This is a genomic window from Nocardioides humilatus (assembly GCF_008373755.1).
GTDB classification, from domain to species: Bacteria; Actinomycetota; Actinomycetes; order Propionibacteriales; family Nocardioidaceae; genus Nocardioides; species Nocardioides humilatus.
Genome location: NZ_VUJV01000001.1, coordinates 766,513 through 784,233, shown reverse-complemented (window position 1 = coordinate 784,233; position 17,721 = coordinate 766,513). Strand labels below are relative to the sequence as shown.

The 17,721-nt window shown below is 70.7% G+C and carries 13 protein-coding genes; 7 read left to right on the top strand and 6 right to left on the bottom strand.

Going from position 1 to position 17,721, the window contains the following annotated elements:
- Window positions 1-58 precede the first annotated feature (58 nt).
- From F0U44_RS03625 to F0U44_RS03610, 4 genes are all read left to right on the top strand, one after another.
- The gene (locus F0U44_RS03625) at window positions 59-328 is read left to right on the top strand and encodes a hypothetical protein (protein WP_149726861.1); all 270 of its coding nucleotides are present in this window, start codon (window positions 59-61) and stop codon (window positions 326-328) included.
- A gap of 16 nt (window positions 329-344) precedes the next feature.
- Window positions 345-1,214, top strand: coding sequence for an oxidoreductase (locus F0U44_RS03620; protein ID WP_149726860.1), 870 nt, complete (start codon window positions 345-347; stop codon window positions 1,212-1,214).
- A gap of 144 nt (window positions 1,215-1,358) precedes the next feature.
- Window positions 1,359-3,251, top strand: a complete 1,893-nt coding sequence (locus F0U44_RS03615; protein ID WP_188113304.1) for a choice-of-anchor D domain-containing protein — start codon at window positions 1,359-1,361, stop codon at window positions 3,249-3,251.
- Between the two features lie 60 nt (window positions 3,252-3,311).
- On the top strand, window positions 3,312-5,510 hold the full coding sequence (locus F0U44_RS03610) for a WD40/YVTN/BNR-like repeat-containing protein (RefSeq protein WP_149726858.1): 2,199 nt from the start codon (window positions 3,312-3,314) through the stop codon (window positions 5,508-5,510).
- 4 nt (window positions 5,511-5,514) lie between these two features.
- Here F0U44_RS03610 and F0U44_RS03605 read toward each other — a convergent pair whose 3' ends face one another.
- The 3 genes from F0U44_RS03605 to F0U44_RS03595 all read right to left on the bottom strand — a co-directional run bounded on the left by F0U44_RS03605 (window position 5,515) and on the right by F0U44_RS03595 (window position 9,814).
- Window positions 5,515-7,497, bottom strand: coding sequence for a PD40 domain-containing protein (locus tag F0U44_RS03605; RefSeq protein ID WP_149726857.1), 1,983 nt, complete (start codon window positions 7,495-7,497; stop codon window positions 5,515-5,517).
- Between the two features lie 80 nt (window positions 7,498-7,577).
- Entirely contained in the window at window positions 7,578-8,702 is a 1,125-nt protein-coding gene (locus tag F0U44_RS03600) for an oxygenase MpaB family protein (protein WP_223163564.1), read from the bottom strand.
- Entirely contained in the window at window positions 8,699-9,814 is a 1,116-nt protein-coding gene (locus tag F0U44_RS03595; RefSeq protein ID WP_149726856.1) for a saccharopine dehydrogenase family protein, read from the bottom strand. The genes F0U44_RS03600 and F0U44_RS03595 overlap by 4 nt, the downstream gene beginning before the upstream one ends.
- A gap of 148 nt (window positions 9,815-9,962) precedes the next feature.
- Here F0U44_RS03595 and F0U44_RS03590 point away from each other — a divergent pair, with 148 nt between their 5' ends.
- The gene (locus F0U44_RS03590; RefSeq protein ID WP_149726855.1) at window positions 9,963-11,303 is read left to right on the top strand and encodes a lipase family protein; all 1,341 of its coding nucleotides are present in this window, start codon (window positions 9,963-9,965) and stop codon (window positions 11,301-11,303) included.
- Here F0U44_RS03590 and F0U44_RS22900 read toward each other — a convergent pair.
- Window positions 11,260-12,156, bottom strand: coding sequence for a hypothetical protein (locus tag F0U44_RS22900; RefSeq protein ID WP_188113303.1), 897 nt, complete (start codon window positions 12,154-12,156; stop codon window positions 11,260-11,262). The two genes, F0U44_RS03590 and F0U44_RS22900, sit on opposite strands and share 44 nt — an antisense overlap.
- 57 nt (window positions 12,157-12,213) lie before the next feature.
- On the opposite strand from F0U44_RS22900, the gene F0U44_RS22895 reads away from it, so the two are divergent.
- Window positions 12,214-12,654 carry an SRPBCC family protein gene (locus tag F0U44_RS22895; protein WP_188113302.1) on the top strand — a complete coding sequence of 147 codons (441 nt, stop codon included), beginning with the start codon at window positions 12,214-12,216 and terminating at the stop codon, window positions 12,652-12,654.
- A gap of 7 nt (window positions 12,655-12,661) precedes the next feature.
- Here F0U44_RS22895 and F0U44_RS03575 read toward each other — a convergent pair whose 3' ends face one another.
- Together F0U44_RS03575 and F0U44_RS03570 are read right to left on the bottom strand one after the other, a co-directional pair.
- Complete coding sequence (locus tag F0U44_RS03575) at window positions 12,662-14,398, bottom strand: calcium-binding protein (RefSeq protein WP_188113301.1); 1,737 nt, start codon at window positions 14,396-14,398, stop codon at window positions 12,662-12,664.
- 138 nt (window positions 14,399-14,536) lie between these two features.
- Window positions 14,537-16,168, bottom strand: coding sequence for a helix-turn-helix domain-containing protein (locus F0U44_RS03570; RefSeq protein WP_188113300.1), 1,632 nt, complete (start codon window positions 16,166-16,168; stop codon window positions 14,537-14,539).
- 76 nt (window positions 16,169-16,244) lie between these two features.
- On the opposite strand from F0U44_RS03570, the gene glmU reads away from it, so the two are divergent.
- Window positions 16,245-17,684 (top strand): bifunctional UDP-N-acetylglucosamine diphosphorylase/glucosamine-1-phosphate N-acetyltransferase GlmU, encoded by a 1,440-nt coding sequence (gene glmU / locus F0U44_RS03565; protein WP_149726850.1) that lies wholly within the window; start codon window positions 16,245-16,247, stop codon window positions 17,682-17,684.
- Window positions 17,685-17,721: the final 37 nt, after the last annotated feature.

The following is a 17,721-nucleotide window of genomic DNA, read 5'->3' as shown; positions in this document are numbered from 1 at the left end:
TCGCGGGGCCACTTTCTGAACTCTCGATCCCGAGCCGCAGGATCGCTACTGTCCGGAGATGCACAACGGAATCTGTCACCGGTGCGGCGCGGCGACGGTCCGCGCAGCGGCCAACTCGCTCTCGTCCCAGTCGACCCACACAACGATGTGGCCGCCCCACCAACCGGGGGTCCGCGGGATCTTCAAGGCCAACCTCGGCCAGGTCTGGCAGTACGTCTGCACGACCTGCGGCGTGATGGAGTGGCGCATCCACGACCCGGCGACGATCGCCTGGATTAACGCCAACTGGGTGGCCGTACCGGTGCAGCAGGACCAGCCGCCGGGCTGACCGACATACTTCGGGCATGACCTCACCGGACCTCAGTGGCCGCACCTACATCGTCACCGGCGCCAACTCGGGCATCGGCCTGGAGGCGGCGAAGAAGCTGACGGCGGCGGGTGGGCACGTCGTGCTCGCCGTACGCAACCGGGCCAAGGGTGAGGCCGCTGCCAAGGCACTGCCCGGTCCCGGCAGCTCGGAGGTCAGGGAGCTCGACCTCTCCAGCCTCGCGTCCGTGCGCGGGTTCGTCGAGGAGTGGGGCGACCAGCCGATCACGACGCTGGTCAACAACGCGGGCATCATGATGGTCGCCGAGGGGCGGACGGCCGACGGCTTCGAGCTGCAGATCGGCACCAACCACTTCGGTCACTTCGCGTTGACCAACCTGCTGCTGCCCCACGTCGAGGACCGCGTGGTGACCGTGTCCTCCGGACTCCACAACGGGCCGCAGCTCGACTTCGACAACCTCGACCTCGACGGCTGCTACAACCCGAACAAGGCCTACCACCAGTCCAAGCTGGCCAACCTGCTCTTCACGTCCGAGCTGCAGCGCAAGCTGACCGCGGCAGGGTCGGCCGTGGTCGCGCACGGCTGCCACCCGGGCTACTCCGCCACCAACCTGCAGAGCAACCACGCCAATCCCCTGATGAACAAGCTGATGTGGGTGGGCAACAAGGTGATCGCGACGAGCGCCGAGTTCGGCTCGCGCCCCACCTTCCACGCGATCACCGCCGACCTGCCGCCGGACAGCTACATCGGCCCGTCCGGGTTCCAGGGCCTGCGCGGAGCGCCGGGCCCGAACCCGCGCTCGCGGGAGTCGCGCGACACCGACGCGGCAGCCCGGCTGTGGGCGGTGTCCGAGGAGCGCACCGGCGTCGTGTGGCCGTTGGGCTGAGCCCGCCCGTGGTGTGACGTTTGGTGTGACGGACGAGACACGCCACCACCGGGCTTTCCCCATAGACGTCAGGGCCGCGCGAGGCGAGACTCGATGCCGCGATCACCACCAAGCGGCTCGGGCTTTCTGGCAGCGAGGATGCACATGGGGCACATCTGGGGACGGATCCGGGTCGCTACCGCGACCGCCGCGACGCTGCTGGGCGCCAGCCTGGTCGTCGGAGGTCTGAGCGCCGCGGCCGATGCCGCGGCGCCGTTCGCCGCCTCGCCAGGCACGTTGAAGTTCGGCGCCGCTCCCTTCCAGGGCGACCTCGTCGAGCAGTCGGTGACCGTGACCAACAGGACCGGAGGCGCGGCAGAGTTCCGCGCGCGGATCGGGTCGGCCGACCGCGCCCAGGGCTTCACCATCGAGGGCGGCCACCTCAAGAACTCGCTGGACTACTGCGTCTTCAATGACGTCCTCGACTGGGGCGGAACGGCCTCCATCCAGCTGGCGGCCGGTCAGGCCTGCGTGGTCACGATCTCGTACGAGCCGGGCGACCATGCCCGCACCAGTTCGGGCCTGCTGCGGTTGTCGACGACCGTCGGTCCGGAGTATGCAAAGAGCATCGGTCTCACCGCGCGCACGGGCACGATCCTCGCGCCCCCGGGCACGCTCACCTTCGGCGACCGGACGGTCGGCGCACCGCCCGTCACGCAGACGATCACGATCACCAACGTCAGCGGTCAACGCATCGAGCTCGCCTTCTCGCAGGACCCGGCGATCGACTCGGCCTACTACGACGAACACTTCACGACCTTCGACCAGGCGGGCAGCTGCGTCGTCGGGGGGACCTTCCAGCGCTTCCTCGACAATCGGAAGTCCTGCACGATCTCCGTCACGCTGGCGACCGACCAGCTCGGCCTGCACCACTACAACTTCCTCCCCATCGTGAGGCGTGCGGACTCCGGCGACAGCTATCCGTGGGTCGCGCAGCCCGCGATCCCGGTGTCGATGAACGGTGTGCTGCCGTCGTACACGGTGTCTCCGGAGTCCTACGTGTTCGGGACCGTGACGGTCGGGCAGCAGTCGGGATTCCAGACGTTCAAGGTGAAGAACACGAGCAGCGCACCCGAGCGGATCGGTGTGGATGTCGGCTCTGACGGCGACACGGACGTCACGCGAGGGGCCGACTCGTGCGGCGGGGTGTTGCCGGTGCAGCCGGGCAAGACATGCACGGTGCGGCTGGCGCTCACGCCCCACCAGGGTGGGATGCGCGCGGTCTTCCTGCGGCTCTTCCTCCGCGAGCCTGGCGGCGGCGAGTGGGCCGGCACCGAGAAGCTGGTGCCGATGCTGGTGATCGGGACCGCGCCGAAGTACAGCGTGTCCGCGAAGTCGATCAAGTTCGGCAACGTGGTGATCGACCAGACCGCGTTGAAAGTCGTCGAGGTCAAGAACACCAGCAAGGTCGACGTCCAGGTGCGGGTCACGCCGCCGACGGGCGCGGGGTTCGACCTGATCAGCGGTACGTCGCGCTGCGACGGCGTGCTGCCGCGGCCGCTGGGCCCGGGGGAGACCTGCTTCCTCTACCTTGCCTTCCACCCGACGAGCCTCGGTCAGGCCTCGGGGAGTCTGTCGATCGACCTGGTCGACAGGTCGGGCCACTCGATCCCGGAGTCGGTGCGGTCGCTCACCTTCAACGGCAACGGCGTCGATCCCCAGTTCACGATCTCCCCGACCAACTACGACTTCGGCAACACGCGGTACGGCACGGCGAAGTCGGTGACGGTGACGGTGACGAACAAGAGCGGCGGGCCGATCCCGTTCGACAGCGAGATCCAGAGCGCGAGCGCGGGCTTTACCGCCGTGGGTTCGGGGAAGTCGCCCTGCTCGCCGACGACGATGGTCCCGTCGCGAGGGAAGTGCACCTACCTGCTCACCTTCAACCCCGGCGAGCTCGGATTCCAGACGGCCCAGCTCAACATCTGGCCGACCGGGCTGCCGACGTTCACCCAGTTCGTCGGCGTCTCCGGGACGGCGTTCCAGCCCGGTACGTGACGGGGGAAAGAAATCCGCAGAGTGCCCTCAGCGAGGTCGCGACGTCGCTAGGGTCCGCCTGTGCGTCGACTCCTCCAGCTGGTCCTGACCTTGGCTCTGCTTCCTCTGGTGCTCCTGGGTGCGACCGTGCCACCGGCGCACGCGGCGGTCCCGGACGTGTGGGTGAAGTGGAACCTCGGTGACCACTGGATCCGCTCGCTCGACTACGTGACCCCCGGGCAGCTGGTGGCCGGCTCGGAGACCGATGGGGTGTTCACGGCGGCGACCGCGGCAGGCCCGTGGACCGACATCAGCGGCAACCTGTCGACGCAGGGCAAGCAGGTGCACGAGGCCAAGGGGCAGTCCGGCCAGATCTTCCTCGCCACTAGTGCGGGCCTGTTCCGGGGCAGCGGCAACGGCACCTGGACCAAGCTCGGCGTCGACGAGGACACGCCGCAGCCGATGCGGCTCGACCAGGGTGGCGTGCAGTCGGTCGTCTTCCCGACCGCGGGCACGACCAACATCGTCGTCAGCACGGCCGGTTCCGGCCACGACGGCATCTTCTACTCCTCCGACTCCGGGGTGAAGTGGACCCAGGCGACCGGCATCACCGGCGGTGCCTACTCCCTCACCAAGGGCACCGGCAGCCTGATGTACGCCGCGTCGGCGACCGGCTTCTACATCTCGCTCGACGCCGGCAAGAGCTGGACGCTGTCCTCCGACGGCATCCCGCCGGGCGAGTCCGCGCTGCGCATCGCGGTGTCGCCGCTCGACCCCAGCGAGCTGATCGCCGCCACGACGAGCAGCGTCTACCGCTCCTCCAACGGCGGCCTCACCTGGTACGACGCCACCGGCTCGGGCCCGGGCGCACTCCTCGCGACGCAGGTCCGTGCGTTCCAGTTGATCCCGTCGGCCTACTGGGGTGGCGGAGAGCCGCGCATCGTTGTCGGCACCAACAGTGGCGTGTGGGCGACCGTCGACGGGGGTGAGCACTGGACCAAGATGTCGGCGACCAAGCTCAACGCCCCGGGCGAGATCGGCATGGACAACGAGTCGGTCTGGGCCCTCAACATCGGCTTCGGCACACCGGGCAGCCTGATCGCGGGCACCCAGGGCCACGGGATCTTCGCCCTGCCGCTGTCGGCGGTGGACGCACCGGGCGTCATCGCGGCCCCGAGCGGGAGTGCGGTCCAGGGCTACACGCTGACGGCCAACGACGGGGTGTGGGGCGGCACCGGGCCGTTCTTCTACCGCTACCAGTGGAAGCGGTGCACCTCGACCTCGACCGCCAGTTGCGTCAACATCGCCGGCGAGACCGGACGGACCTACGTCGTCACCAGCGGCGACGTCGGCAAGTACCTGCGCGTGGGCGTGCGCGCGATCAACGTCGTCACGCCCGTGTTCTCCACGGAGGTCCTCTCCAACCCGGTCGGGCCGATCGCCGCGCCTGCCGGTCCCGAGCCGACGCCTCCGCCCAACTACCCCAAGCTGCTCGACGCCGCGTCGGCACCGTGGGGAGCCACGTTCACCATCGACCCGAGCGACCTCCCGTCCAACCAATGGCGGTCCAACGGCACTCCGATGGCGACGACGTTCGAGTACCGCTGGTACCGCTGCGAGCAGAACCTCAGCGCGTGCCTGCTCCTCCCGCAGTCGGGCATCGCCTACACGAGCACGGTGGATGACGTCGGCAAGGTCATCCAGGCCACGGTGGTCGGGCAGATCGGCGGCACCAAGTCACCCGAGCGGCTGGCGGGCACGTCGGGCTCGGTCTACGAGCGCAAGCCGGTCAACACTGCGAAGCCGAAGGTCGTGGGTCCGGCGTACGTCGGGACCAAGCTCCAGTCGACCGCGGGCGCCTGGACCGGGACCAACCCCACGTTCACCCGGCGATGGTTCCGGTGTGCCGCGGACGGCACCCAGTGCAACCTGACCAGCCCAGTGGTGACGGCGCCGACCTACACGGTGACGAGCGCGGACCGCGGCTTCACGTTCCGCGTCGAGGTCACCGCCACCGTGACGGACCAGTTCCAGAACCGGACCGAGGTCGCCACCTCCGACAAGTCGGCGAAGGCCGTGAACCCGCCGCCGACCTGTGCGGAGCTGCAAGCGGCAATCGCGGCGGCGAAGGCCGACGTGCGGGCGAAGAAGCGTGCGCTCGCCAACGCCCAGGAGACCGGCAACGCGAAGAAGATCCGGATCGCCAAGCGTCGTCTCAGGGCAGCCAAGGCTCGGCTCGCCGAGGCCCAGGCCGCGCTGGCCAACGCGAACTACTGCTGACGGATCAGTCCAACGAGGCGCCCGTGCAGCTGGCTGCTGACGGGTCCACGACGCCGACCCGGTCGCGTTCGGCCGGGAAATCGGGACCGTCGCCGCAGTCGAGCTTGGTGTCCTTCACGCCGTCGAGAGCCTTGAGGAGATCGGTTCCGCCGAGGCCGAGGAGGGTGTCGGCGCCCAGTCCGCCGGTGAGCTGGTTGTCATCCGCGTTGCCCGTCAGCGTGTCGTTGGCGAGGCCTCCGATCAGGTTCTCGACGTTGTTGGCGATCGTGTCTCGCTCACCTGTTGGCCCGTCCTGTTTGCTGCCGTCGTCGCCGACTCCGCCGCCGATCGATGCCACGACGCCCGAGACGCGACCGTCGTAGGAGGTCGTGTCGACGCCGGGCCCCCCATCGATGACGTCGCTGTCCAGCCCGCCTTCGAGGAAGTCGCCGTGGTCGCCGCCGTACAGCTCGTCGTCCCCAGCGTTGCCGGTGAGCGCGTCGACGCCGTCGCCGCCGCGAAGGATGTCGTCGCCGCTCTCGCCGGCGATCAGGAACTCGTTGCCGTCCCCGCCGATCAGGACGTCGTCACCGCTGCCGCCGAGGAGCGCTTCGCCGCCGTCACCGCCGATCAGCACGTCGTCACCGCTGCCGCCGAGGAGGTTGTCGCCGTCGGCCCCGCCGCTCAGGTGGTCGTCGCCCGGCCCTCCGGTCAGGTTGTTGAACACCGAGCTGCCCGTCAGGTCGTCGTTGCTGAGGCCGCCGACCAGGTTCTCCACGTCCTTGGCGATGGAGTCGCGTGCGCCGAGCGGGCCGTCCTCTGCTGAGCCGTCGTCGCCTGCGCCACCGCCGAGGTTGGCAGTGACGTCGAGCTCGTGGTCGGCATAGGTCACCGTGTCGGTGCCCGGGCCTCCACAGAAGACGTCCGCGCCGTCGAAGCCCTGGAGTGTGTCGTCGCCGGCGAGCCCGGCGATGACGTCGGGGCCCGGCGTACCGACGAGGGTGTCATCGCCGCTGGTCCCCGTGATCGTCGCGGGCAGGCCTTGGCACTCGGTGTACGCCGGCGCCCACGCCGGACCGGTGGAGGAGCTGCCGTCCAGGCTGGTCAGGCGGAACTGGCCGGTGCCGTTGCCGTTCATGCGATAGATCTGGCTCGAGCCGTCGCGGTTGGAGACGAAGGCGATCTGCCCACCGTCGGGGGAGTAGGTGGGGTCCGTGTCGTTGGACGTGTTGATGGTCAGCCGGGTCTGTCCGGTCCCGTCGGTGTTCATGCGGAAGATCTCGAAGTTGCCGGCACCGATGCGGTCGGTCGTGAAGACGATCTGCCCCCCGTTGGGCGAATACTCCGGATCGGTGTCGTTGCCGCCGATGTTGGTCAGCCGGGTCTGGTTGGTCCCGTCGACGTTCATCCGGTAGATCTCCGGGTTGGGCGAGCCGTTCCGGGTCGAGACGAAGACGATCGACTTGCCGTCCGGCGAGAACGCCGCGTCATAGTCGGCGCCGGTGCTCGTCGTGAGCCGGACCACCCGGCCCGTGACCAGGTCCCGGCGGTAGATGTCGGAATTGCCGCCTGGGTCGCTGGAGTAGGTGACGTATCGGCCGTCGGGCGAGAAGGCCGGCCCGGACTCGCTGATATCGAGCCCCGTGTGGGTGAGCTGGACCTTGCCCGTGCCGTCCGCGTTGATGAGCCAAAGGTCGACCACGGTCCGGTAGACGATGCGCTGGCCGTCCGATGACACCGCCGCGTGCTCGGGCAGGAGCACGTCCCCGGGAGCGAACGGCGCGATCGGCGTCGGCTGGTTGCCGTCCGCCTCCATCCGGTAGATCCCGCTCTGCTCCGCGGTGGTGCCCGTCCGGCTGTAGTAGATGTCACCCATCAGGCCGGGAGTCACGGCTGCAGCGACGGCCGAGGCAGCATGGCTGGGTGCTGCAGTGGCCGGCGCGCTGAGTGTTGCGCAGGCGGCAACAGCCGCACCGGTGAGCACGCGGAAAACGACGGTACGCATCATGACCCCCAGGGAGCGACGGAGATATCGGCCAACCCCGGGAATTGGCTTCCGGAAAATTAACAGGTCGATTAACCGGGAGCCTATGCGTCGATCGGATGATTGGTGCTTCCCACGGCACCCGGCACGGCGTCGACGAGGTCGTGCTCCATGGCGTTGTCCGCCTTGAGGCGGGCGAGCTCGCGGTCGCGGGCGACGTAGCCTCGAGCAGTCACGCGGTCGCGGCCGAGCGCCAGGAGTCGCACCTGGTCGAGGGCCGTGAGGGCCGGTCGTGCGGCTCGGACGACGTGCTTGGTCGGACCGTCGGGGATGCCCAGGCTGTCGGCGGCGGCGTCGCCGAGGAAGACCCGTGCCATGCCGTACATCACCGCGACAGCAGTACGACGACGCCAGCTCGCGGGCCCCGGGATCATCGTCGCGAGCTGCTCGGCGAGGTAGCCCTCGATGAGTGCGGTGGTGAACTCCCGGCTGTCGGCGTCCGGGCCCGGCGAGGTCAGCCGGTAGAGCTCCTCGATCCGGACGTGGTCGGCCTCGTTGGTCGGGTTGAGTGCGTCGTCGACCCCGACGACGTGCCCGACGTAGCGCCACAGGTGGTAGATGTCGGCGAGCTCGTCGTCGCGGAGGCGCACGCCGAGATGGGCCATGGCGGCGAGTGCGATGTGACCGAACTCGGCGAGGGTGAAGGCCATGTAGGGCTGGGGGATCGGCACGCCCCAGGCGGCGTGGTCCCACGTGGCGGTGCGCTCGATGTGGCGCCGGACGCGGGCGTGGATCATCCGCACCCGCACGGTGTGCTCGAAGCCCGGCGCACCGACCGCCATCCCGCCGGGGCGGACGACGGCCGACAGCCAGTTGCCGACCTCGATCGACCGCACTGCTGGCTCCTGGCCGTAGCGACCGGTGAGGACGAGCGGCTTGGCGGCGATCCAGTTGTCCGCGCCGCGGAGCAACGACGCGGCCCCGAGCACGAGGCCCCACTGCGGTCCGTAGCGGACCAGCACGTCGGCTGCTCGGTCGAGCCGGTCGCGCTCGAGCCAGTCGGGATCGATGCCGAGATGGTCGCGGAGCGCCGTGAGCGCGGCGGGGTCGGCGACCGCTGCGTCTGCCAGGGGGTCGGCCTGCCACATGCCGGCCAGCCAGGCGGCCCCCAGGTCGCCGTACTGCTCGAGGGCGAGGTCGGTGCCGGGCAGGGCGGTCGGTGGGGTCACGCCTCGCTCGCCTCGACGAGCCCGGCCGCAGCGCAGCCGTCGGTGAGCTGCTGGAGGCCGAACGCGCCGACCGGTCCGAGCCCACCGACGCCCTGCAGGTGTCCCTCGGCGGCGGACATCGCGCCCCACGCCAGGATGTCGGCGGTGAAGTCGTAGGGGTCGCCGCCGTTGAGGGTCGCGGTCGCTAGCACCTCGCCGGACGCGGCGCGCGCGTTGGCCACGATCGTCACGCGGGCGCCGGCCCGCTTCTCGGCGGAGGGGCCTCCCGTCGACCCCTTGACCATCCGCGCGGCGAGGGCCTGGGCGGCCTTCTTGGTGGGGCCGATCCGTCGCACGGGCGTCGAGAGCAACGTGGTGGCGCCCATGCCGCGCGCGATCGCGGGCGGAGCGCCGAGGAACGAGTCGACGTCGCGCAGGTGGGGGTAGGCCGCGGGGAGGGCGAAGTGCTCGGAGCCGGGGACAGAGACCGCCGTCAGCGAGCGTCCGCCGACGTCGAACGTCTCGACCCGGCGCCCGGCGCGGACCTGGCGGATCGCGCCGTCGACGTAGGCGAAGCCCTCCTCCAGCATCATCCCGGCGATGGAGGCCTTGGTGCCGCCGCTGGTGCCGAAGCCCTTGACGAAGTAGGCCACGTCAAGCCCGGTCGCGGCCGTGCCGGCCTTCTCGAGCGCGAGTGCTCCCGCCAGGCTGCCCGGCACGAAGTCGAAGCCGAAGGCGCTCATCAAGGCGGCGTCGTTGCCGGCCGCGACCGGACCCCAGCGTTCGAAGACCGAGCGCAGGAACGGGCCCTCGCCGGTCGAGTCGAAGTAGTGCGCGCCCTTCTCGGCCGCGACGCGGACAGCGGCTTCGCCGTACCTCAGGAACGGGCCGACCGTGCTGATCAGCACGTCGCCCTTCTCGACGACCGCCTGCAGGTCCCTCACGTCGGTCGCATCGGCGACGGCGACCTCGAGACCGCCCAGCTCGGCGGCGAGCGCGGTGACCCGCTCGCGGTTGCGCGCCACGAGCACCGGCTGGGCGCCGCGGGCCACCAGGGCACGGGCGGTCAGGTCGCCGGTGTAGCCGGTGGCGCCGAACAGCAGGATGCGACGCGGGTCGGTGGAGTCAGGCACGGGAGCTCTCCTTCGAGGCGGACTGACGATGACAGTAGCGCTGTCACGGATCCGGTCGGAGGACCGGCATCCGGACGCTGGTCCGCAATTGACGACAGGCGGCTCCAGTTGCCGTTGAATGGCGCGGGGCTATCAAGGGGAGAACTCGATGAATCGTCGTCTCGGGGCGCTGGTCAGTGCTGTCGCTATCAGCGCGCTGGGCACGAGCCTGGCCGTCCTTCCAGCCGAGGCCCGGACCACGCCGGCGCCGGCCCGGTCAGCAGCGGGTCCGCTAGACGACCCGTTCTTCGATTACACCGGCGCCACCCCGCTGCGGGACGTGAAGCCCGGCACGGTCCTCAAGACCCGCACGGTGCCTTACAGCGTGCAGGGCGTCGACCTCCCGCTGGAGGCCGTCCAGCTGCTCTACCGCACGCGCAACGCGCGAGGTCGCGCCGTGGCCAACGTGACCTCGGTGGTCCGCCCGATCCTGCCGCTCGGTGGCGCCAAGGTGGTCTCCTACCAGTCCTTCTACGACTCGTTGAACCCCGCCGATCAGCCCTCGGTGGCCATCGCCGGAGGAACCGGCCTCGGGCCCGGCATCGCCAACGTGGAGACGACGCTCATCGCTCCGCTCCTGCTGGCCGGATTCACCATCAACATCCCCGACACCGAGGGGCCGACCGCCGACTTCGCTGCCGGACCCGAGTACGGCTACACCACGCTCGACTCGCTGCGTGCGATCACGCGAGCGGAGGCGACCGGCGTCGGACGCCGTACGCCGGTCGGGCTGATCGGCTACTCGGGCGGTGCGATCGGCAGCGAGTGGGCTGCAGAGCTCGCCCACGACTACGCGCCCGACGTCGCCCGCCGCATCGTCGGTACGGCGATCGGGGGCATCCTCGTCCACCCCGGTCACAACCTCCACTACATGGACGGATCGCTGGCCTGGGCGGGCGTCTTGCCGATGGCGCTCATCGGACTGTCCCGTGCCTACGACGTCGACCTCGCCCGCTACGCCAACGAGGAGGGCAAGGCGCTGCTGCGCAAGATGCGTCACGCGTCGATCACGCAGGCCATCGGCACCTACCCGGGACTGACGTGGAAGAGCATCGTGAAGCCGCGGTACGCGACGCCGGAGGCGGTGCGGCCGCTGGTGCGGATCGCGAACGGCCTGATCATGGGCAGCAAGCACACCCCGACCGCGCCGATGTTCATGGGGCAGGGCACGGGCGGCGTGCTCGAGGGCACCCAACCGCACCCGGTCTTCGGCAGCGGCGACGGCGTCATGGTCGCGGGGGACGTGCGCTCGCTCGCCCGCCGCTACTGCAGCCGGGGGCTGGACGTGGTCTACCACCAGTACCCGCTGTCGCACTTCACCTCGATCGCGACCTGGCTGCCGCAGGCCTACACCTGGCTGCTGGGCCGCTTCGGTGACGGAGCAGCGCCGAGCAGCTGTGGCGACATCAAGCGGGGGAACTCCCTCGCGCCCTTGAAGTACGCCGGCTGACCAGCAGTCCGACGGCGCCGGTCAGCGCCAGCGACCCCCCGGCGACGATCGCCGTCCACACGGTCGTGGTCGCCGGGACTGCCGTCGCCTCGACCAGTCGCGGCTGGGCGTAGCGGCTGAAGTCGACGAGGTCGCCGAACCGGTCGATGGCGGCTTCCGTCGCGGCGAGGTCCTCGGACGGCACGGTGGTGCCGTCGTACGCCTCGAAGACATGACGTACGGCGGCCAGACCCTCCTCGCGGCCGCGGACCTTCTCGATCGAGAACGGCCGCAGCGAGTCGAGCAGCGCTTCGGTGTCGTGCGCCTTGTCCAGGTCGTCGAGGGCGACGGGCGCGATGCTCATCCCCAGCCCGGCCACGAGCAGGACGCCGGCAGCCACCCGGGTCGGTCGCACCAGACCGGCTGCGCCGGCCAGCAGGGCCAAGCCGGCCACGGCGAGCCCACCGAACATGCCCTGGGTGAGGTCGATGCCCGGCGCCGGCAGGTCCGCCGCGCTCTCGAACTCGCCCTGCCGGTCCTCGAGATTGGTGATCACCTTGTCGGCAGTGCCCCGGATCTCGGGGAGCCTCCCGGCGACCTCCGCGAGACCGGCGTCGCGCCGTACGGTCGCGGTGAACGTCGGGTCGGCCGCCATCTGGGCGAACGTCTCGTCGATCTGGTCGAGGTCCGAGCGCATCTGGTGCAGGCCGTCGTCGGTGAGGAAGGGGGACGCGCCGTCGAGCAGCTCGTCGCCGGAGCGCGCTGCCTCCAGCTGGGCCGACGTCAGCGGTGCGATGACGAGGAAGAGGCCGACCAGGCAGGCCACGGCGAACGGGAGCCGCCTCGCGGCGTTGCTGATCACCAGGGGCGCCATGGGCGTCAGTATGGCCCGGTGTCCGGGGCCGCCGGTGGGTTCTGGAAGTCTTGTCCCGTGCCCAGCATCGTCGAGAACACTGTCGAGATCGCCAAGCCGGTGGGGGAGGTCTTCGCTTATGTCGACGACTTCTCCAAGACCAAGGACTGGATGTACGGCCTGCACAAGATCGACCCGGTCACCGACTTCACCCAGGGCGTGGGCGCGACCTACGACGGCGTGATGAAGCTCGGTGTCTCCCTCAAGTCGCGCATCCAGTGCAGCGGCTGGGAGCTGGACCGGCTCATCGAGATCACGTCGGTCAAGGGCATCAAGAACACCCAGAGGTGGACCTTCACCGATCTCGGTGAAGGTCGCACCCGGGTCGACGCCCACATCAGCTTCGAGCTGCCCGGTGGTCCGGCCGGCAAGGCGATGGAGGCTGCGGTGAAGCCCTTCATCGCCATCGCCATCCGGAGCACGAGCGAGGCGCTGGTGCGCAACGTCGAGGCTCTCTGATCTGACCTCAGGCCTCGCAGGAGGTCTTGTGCTCGGCGACGCAGGTGTCGGTCCCGGCACCTCCGGCCGCGGTGTCGTTGCCGGCACCACCGAGCAGGTTGTCGCCTCGGCCGAGACCCGTCAGGGTGTCGCCGCCACCGCCGCCCTGGATCCGGTTGGCGGTGTTGGACCCGGTCAGGGTGTCGCCGGCGGTGCCGCCCACGAGGTTTTCGACGGAGAGCGTGACCTTGTCGCCCTCGCCCGCCGCGCCGTCGTCCGCCACGGCGTTGATGGTGACGGTGATCGCCGCGTTGCGGCCGCCGTAGCTGACGGTGTCGACGCCGGGACCGCCGAAGAACTGGTCGGCGCCCGCCATGCCGTTGAGCAGGTCGTCGCCCGCTCCTCCGTTGAGGACGTTCTTGACCGCTGAGCCGGTGAGCGTGTCAGCGCCGCTGCCGCCGACCAGGTTCTCCACGTTGCCCGCGATCTGGTCGCCCTCGCCGGCCTCGCCGTCGTTGGCGGCACCGTCGAGGTTGGCGACGACCGACGCCGTACGACCGACGTAGGTGACCTTGTCCGAGCCGTTGCCACCGACGAGCACGTCGGCGCCCAGCCCGCCGTCCAGCAGGTCGTTGCCGTCACGACCCTGGAGGGTGTTGGCGTTGCTGTTTCCGGTGAGCTTGTCGGAGCCCTTGCCGCCGATGAGGCACTCGACGGCGCCGTCGATCGTGTCGTCCTCGCCGGCCTCGCCGCTGGCGCCGCCGCCGATCGTGGCAGTGACCGGCGCGGTCCGCTCCGCGTAGGTCACGCAGTCCGTGCCGGCGCCGCCGTTGTGGATGTCGGCGCCCGGCCCGCCCTGGAGCAGGTCGTCGGCGCTGCTGCCGTTGAGGGTGTCGTTGCCTGCGCCGCCGTTGAGGACCATCGGGCCGGAGGCGCCGGTGAGGGTGTCGTTGCCGGAGCCGCCGATGATCCGCTCGTTGAGCGAGTTGACGACGTCGCCCTCACCCGCCTCGCCACTGACGCCCGTGTTGCCGATGACGACTGTGACCGCGTTGGTGCGGTCGGCGTAGGTCACGGTGTCGGTGCCGTTGCTGCCGTTGATGACGTCCGCGCCCAGCCCGGCGTCGATGAGGTCGTCGCCGTTGCCGCCGTCGAGTACGTCGGCGCCGCTCGAGCCGACGAGCACGTCGTCCTGAGGCGAGCCCAAGACCTCTTCGATGTCCGTGCCGACCTGGTCGCCCTCGCCGGCCATGCCGTCGTCGGCGACGCCGTCGATGGTGACGTGCACGCTCGCCGTCGCATAGAAGTAGCTCACGCGGTCGCTGCCCGAACCTCCCACGAACGTGTCGATCGCGGGGCTCCCGCTGAAGGTGTCGTCACCGGTGCCGCCGTCGTAGGTCGACGGCAGGGCGACGTTGTTCAGGACCGAGTCGTCGCCCGCTCCGGTCGAGAACTGGATACGGGTGAGCCCCGCAATGGGGCAGATGACGCGATCCGCTGTGGTCCCCGCGCTGCACCCGGTGCCGGGCGCGACGGTCTTGCCGAAGTCGATGACGATGATGTTGCTGCCGTCGAGGTAGGTCTGGATGTTGTCGCCGTCGCTCGTCGCGTTCGCGACGATGAGGCCCGTGCCGTTGACGCCGACGACCGGGCCGCTCGCGGCATAGGACGGCTGCGCGGCGAGCGCGAGGCCCGCGCCGGCGGTGGTGGTCGCTGCGGCGATGATCGCGAGGCGGCGGACGGTGGGGGAGACGGTCGTGCGCATGGGGGGTCCTCCGGAACGGGGTGGATGTGCCCGCTGAGCGTGCCGCCCGCACCCGTCCGGCGGCATCGGTGAGACCACCCATGCGGACTACCCAATTCCGCCGGCCGGCGTGGGTGGGTGTGCTCAGACCGTGGCGGCTCAGACCAGGCCGTGCTCGGTGGCCACCGACGCAGCCGCGGCCCGGGTGCTCACCCCGAGCTTGGTGAGGATGTTGCTGACGTGGCGGTCGACGGTGCGGGGCGAGAGCACCAGCTCGTCGGCGATCTCGCGGTTGGTCGCTCCTGCCGCGACCCGGCGCAGCACGTCCACCTCACGCGTCGAGAGGCGAGCCGTGCCGATCGTGGTGCCGGGCCCTGGCTCGGGCGAGGGCTGCTCGGGAAGCCGGAGCCCGATCCGGTCGGCCAGGGCGACTGCTGCCGCCAGCTCGAGATCGGCCAGCGCGTCGTCGCCTTGGGCACGGTAGGCGGCGGCCGCGTCGGCGTGGCAGGTCGCGAGCTCGGCCGGCACGGCCAGCGCCCCGAAGGCGATGCAGCCCTGGCGGAAGCGCACCACGGCCGACGCCGGGTCGCCCTGGGCCAGGGCGACGACTCCAGCCGCCTGGTGCGCGCGGGCCTGCAGGAGTGGACTGTCCAGGAGGTTCGCGATCTGCTCGAGCTCTGCAGCCAGGACGGCGGCATCGGAGACCGACGTCGGAGCGGCGGCAGCGACCGCCACGGGCAGCAGGACCACCCGGTCGCACGCGTCGGTGAGCTCCGCGAGCGAGCGCGCCGTCAGGGCGCGGGCGATCGCCGGTTCGCCCTTGGCGAGGTGCAGCGCTGCCACCCCGGCCGCGGTGTCCCGCCCGGCCGCGGCTGCCTGGGCGTAAGCGGCCGCTGCGTCGTCGTAGTCGCCCTGCCGACGCAGGATCTCGCCGCGGAGGTAGGCGACCTCTCCGAGCAGCGGTCGGTCCGTCACCGTGTCGAGCTCGGCCAGCGCGGCCTCCCACTCGCCGGAGACCTGGTGCAGCTCCGCGCGGCACTGCGCGAGGACCCCGGCGAACGCGGTGAGCTCCGGACTGCGCGCGCGGAGCCGGTTGACGGCGGTCGTCCACTCCCGGGCGCGGCCGAGGTCCATCAGCAGGCGGCAGCCCGCCATCACCGCGAGGTAGACCAGGATCTCGACGAGCGGCGAGGAGAGCTGTCGCGACGACGCCGAGACCATCGCCTCGTCCATCAGGCGACGACCCTCGTCGGCGCTCCCCGTGCGGATGAGGAGCTGGCCGAGGGTCTGCCCGGTGAGGGCAGTGGCGTCCTCGTCGCCGTGACGTCGGGCGATGTCGTTGACCACCCGGGCGATGGCGATCGCCTGGTCGCGGCCGGCGGACTCGTCGCCGAGGATCGCCATCACCTCGAGGTAGGCGCTGGCCGCGCTCTCGCCGTGCTCGTCGACCAGGCGGCGGGCCGAGGCCATCCAGCCTGCGCTGTGGCCCGCCTCCCCGCGGATGAGGTGCATGATCCCGAGCCAGCACGCGCATCGGGCGGCGCGGGCCGGGTCGTCGTACGACGTGAAGGCGGCCGCGAGGTCCTCGAAGTAGCTGCGGGCGTCACCGAGCAGGTAGGCCAAGGTTCCGCGGAGCTCGAGGTCGGCCGCTTCGAGGCCGGGGATCGCGGCGAGCGCGGTGTGGGCTTCGCGCCACCGGCCGTCCTCGGCCAGGCTGCGCGCGGTGGCCACGCCGACGTCGGCCGGCGGAGGTCCCTCGCCCACGCCCCAGAGCGCCCGCACGTCTCCCACGGCGGGAAGTATCGCCGAAACCTGGGCAGGATTGGCCCGAACGGCAGGTACGGCGCCCTCCCCGTAGGCTCGGCACATGGCCGACCAGCTCACCGTGATCGTCCTCGCCGCCGGTGGCGGCACCCGGATGAAGTCCAAGACCATGAAGGTCCTGCACCGCATCGGCGGCCGCAGCATGATCGGTCACGTCCTGGGCGCCGTCGGGGGTCTTGAGCCGACCCGCGTCTGCGCGGTCGTCGGCCACCAGCGCGAGCAGGTCGGCCCGCACATCCTCGAGCTCCTGCCCGAGGCGGTGCTGGCCGTGCAGGAGCAGCAGCTCGGCACCGGGCACGCGGTCCGCGTCGCGCTCGAGGCGATGGCTGCCGACACCGGGGCGCCGGACAGCGGCACCGTCCTGATCGCGTACGGCGACACGCCCCTCCTCGAGGGCGCCACGCTGCGCTGGTTCGCCGCTGAGCACGAGGCGGCGCAGGCGGCCGTCAGCATCCTGTCGGGCGTCGTCGAGGCGCCGACGGGCTACGGCCGGATCGTCCGCGACGACGAGGGCGACGTGCTCGCGATCGTGGAGGAGAAGGACGCCAGTGCCGAGCAGCGGATGATCCGCGAGATCAACTCGGGGATCCTGGCCTTCGACGCCGGGTTCCTCCTCGAAGCGGTCGGGCGGATCGGCAACGACAACGCCAACGGCGAGTACTACCTGACCGACACCGTCCAGCTCGCCCGCGACTCCGGGCTGACCGTGACGGCCTTCCCGGTCGACGACGTGTGGCAGACCGAAGGCGCCAACGACCGCGCCCAGCTCGCCGTCCTCGGCCGCGAGCTCAACCGCCGGATCGTCACCCGCTGGATGAAGGACGGCGTCTCGGTGATGGACCCCGAGACGACCTGGATCGACGCCGACGTCGTGCTCGCCGCCGACGTCACGATCCTCGCCGGCACCCAACTCCTAGGGGCGACCGTGGTCGCCGAGGACGCCGTGATCGGACCCGACACGACGCTGGAGGACTGCGAGATCGGGGTGGGTGCGCGCGTCGTACGGACGCACGGGCAGCTCGCCGTCATCGGTGACGGTGCCACCGTCGGACCCTTCTCCTACCTACGACCCGGGACCCTGCTCGGCGCGGGCGGCAAGATCGGCGCCTTCGTCGAGACCAAGAACGCCCGTATCGGTGACGGTGCGAAGGTCCCGCACCTGTCCTACGTCGGTGACGCCGAGATCGGTGACGGCACCAACATCGGCGCCGGCACGATCTTCGCCAACTACGACGGGGTCGAGAAGCACCGCACGGTGATCGGCAAGCACGCGCGCACCGGTTCCAACAACACTTTCGTCGCGCCGGTCACGGTCGGTGACGGCGCCGGCACGGGCGCGGGCACGGTGGTCCGCAAGGACGTCCCGCCCGGTGCGCTGGGTCTCAGCTCCGGCCAGCAGCGCAACCTCGAGGGCTGGGCCCAGCGCAAGCGCGCCGGCACCGCCCAGGGCGACGCGGCCGCAGCGGCGACCGACGAAGAGTGAACTGTCCGAAAACGGGCGGGGACTTGGGACTGACGTC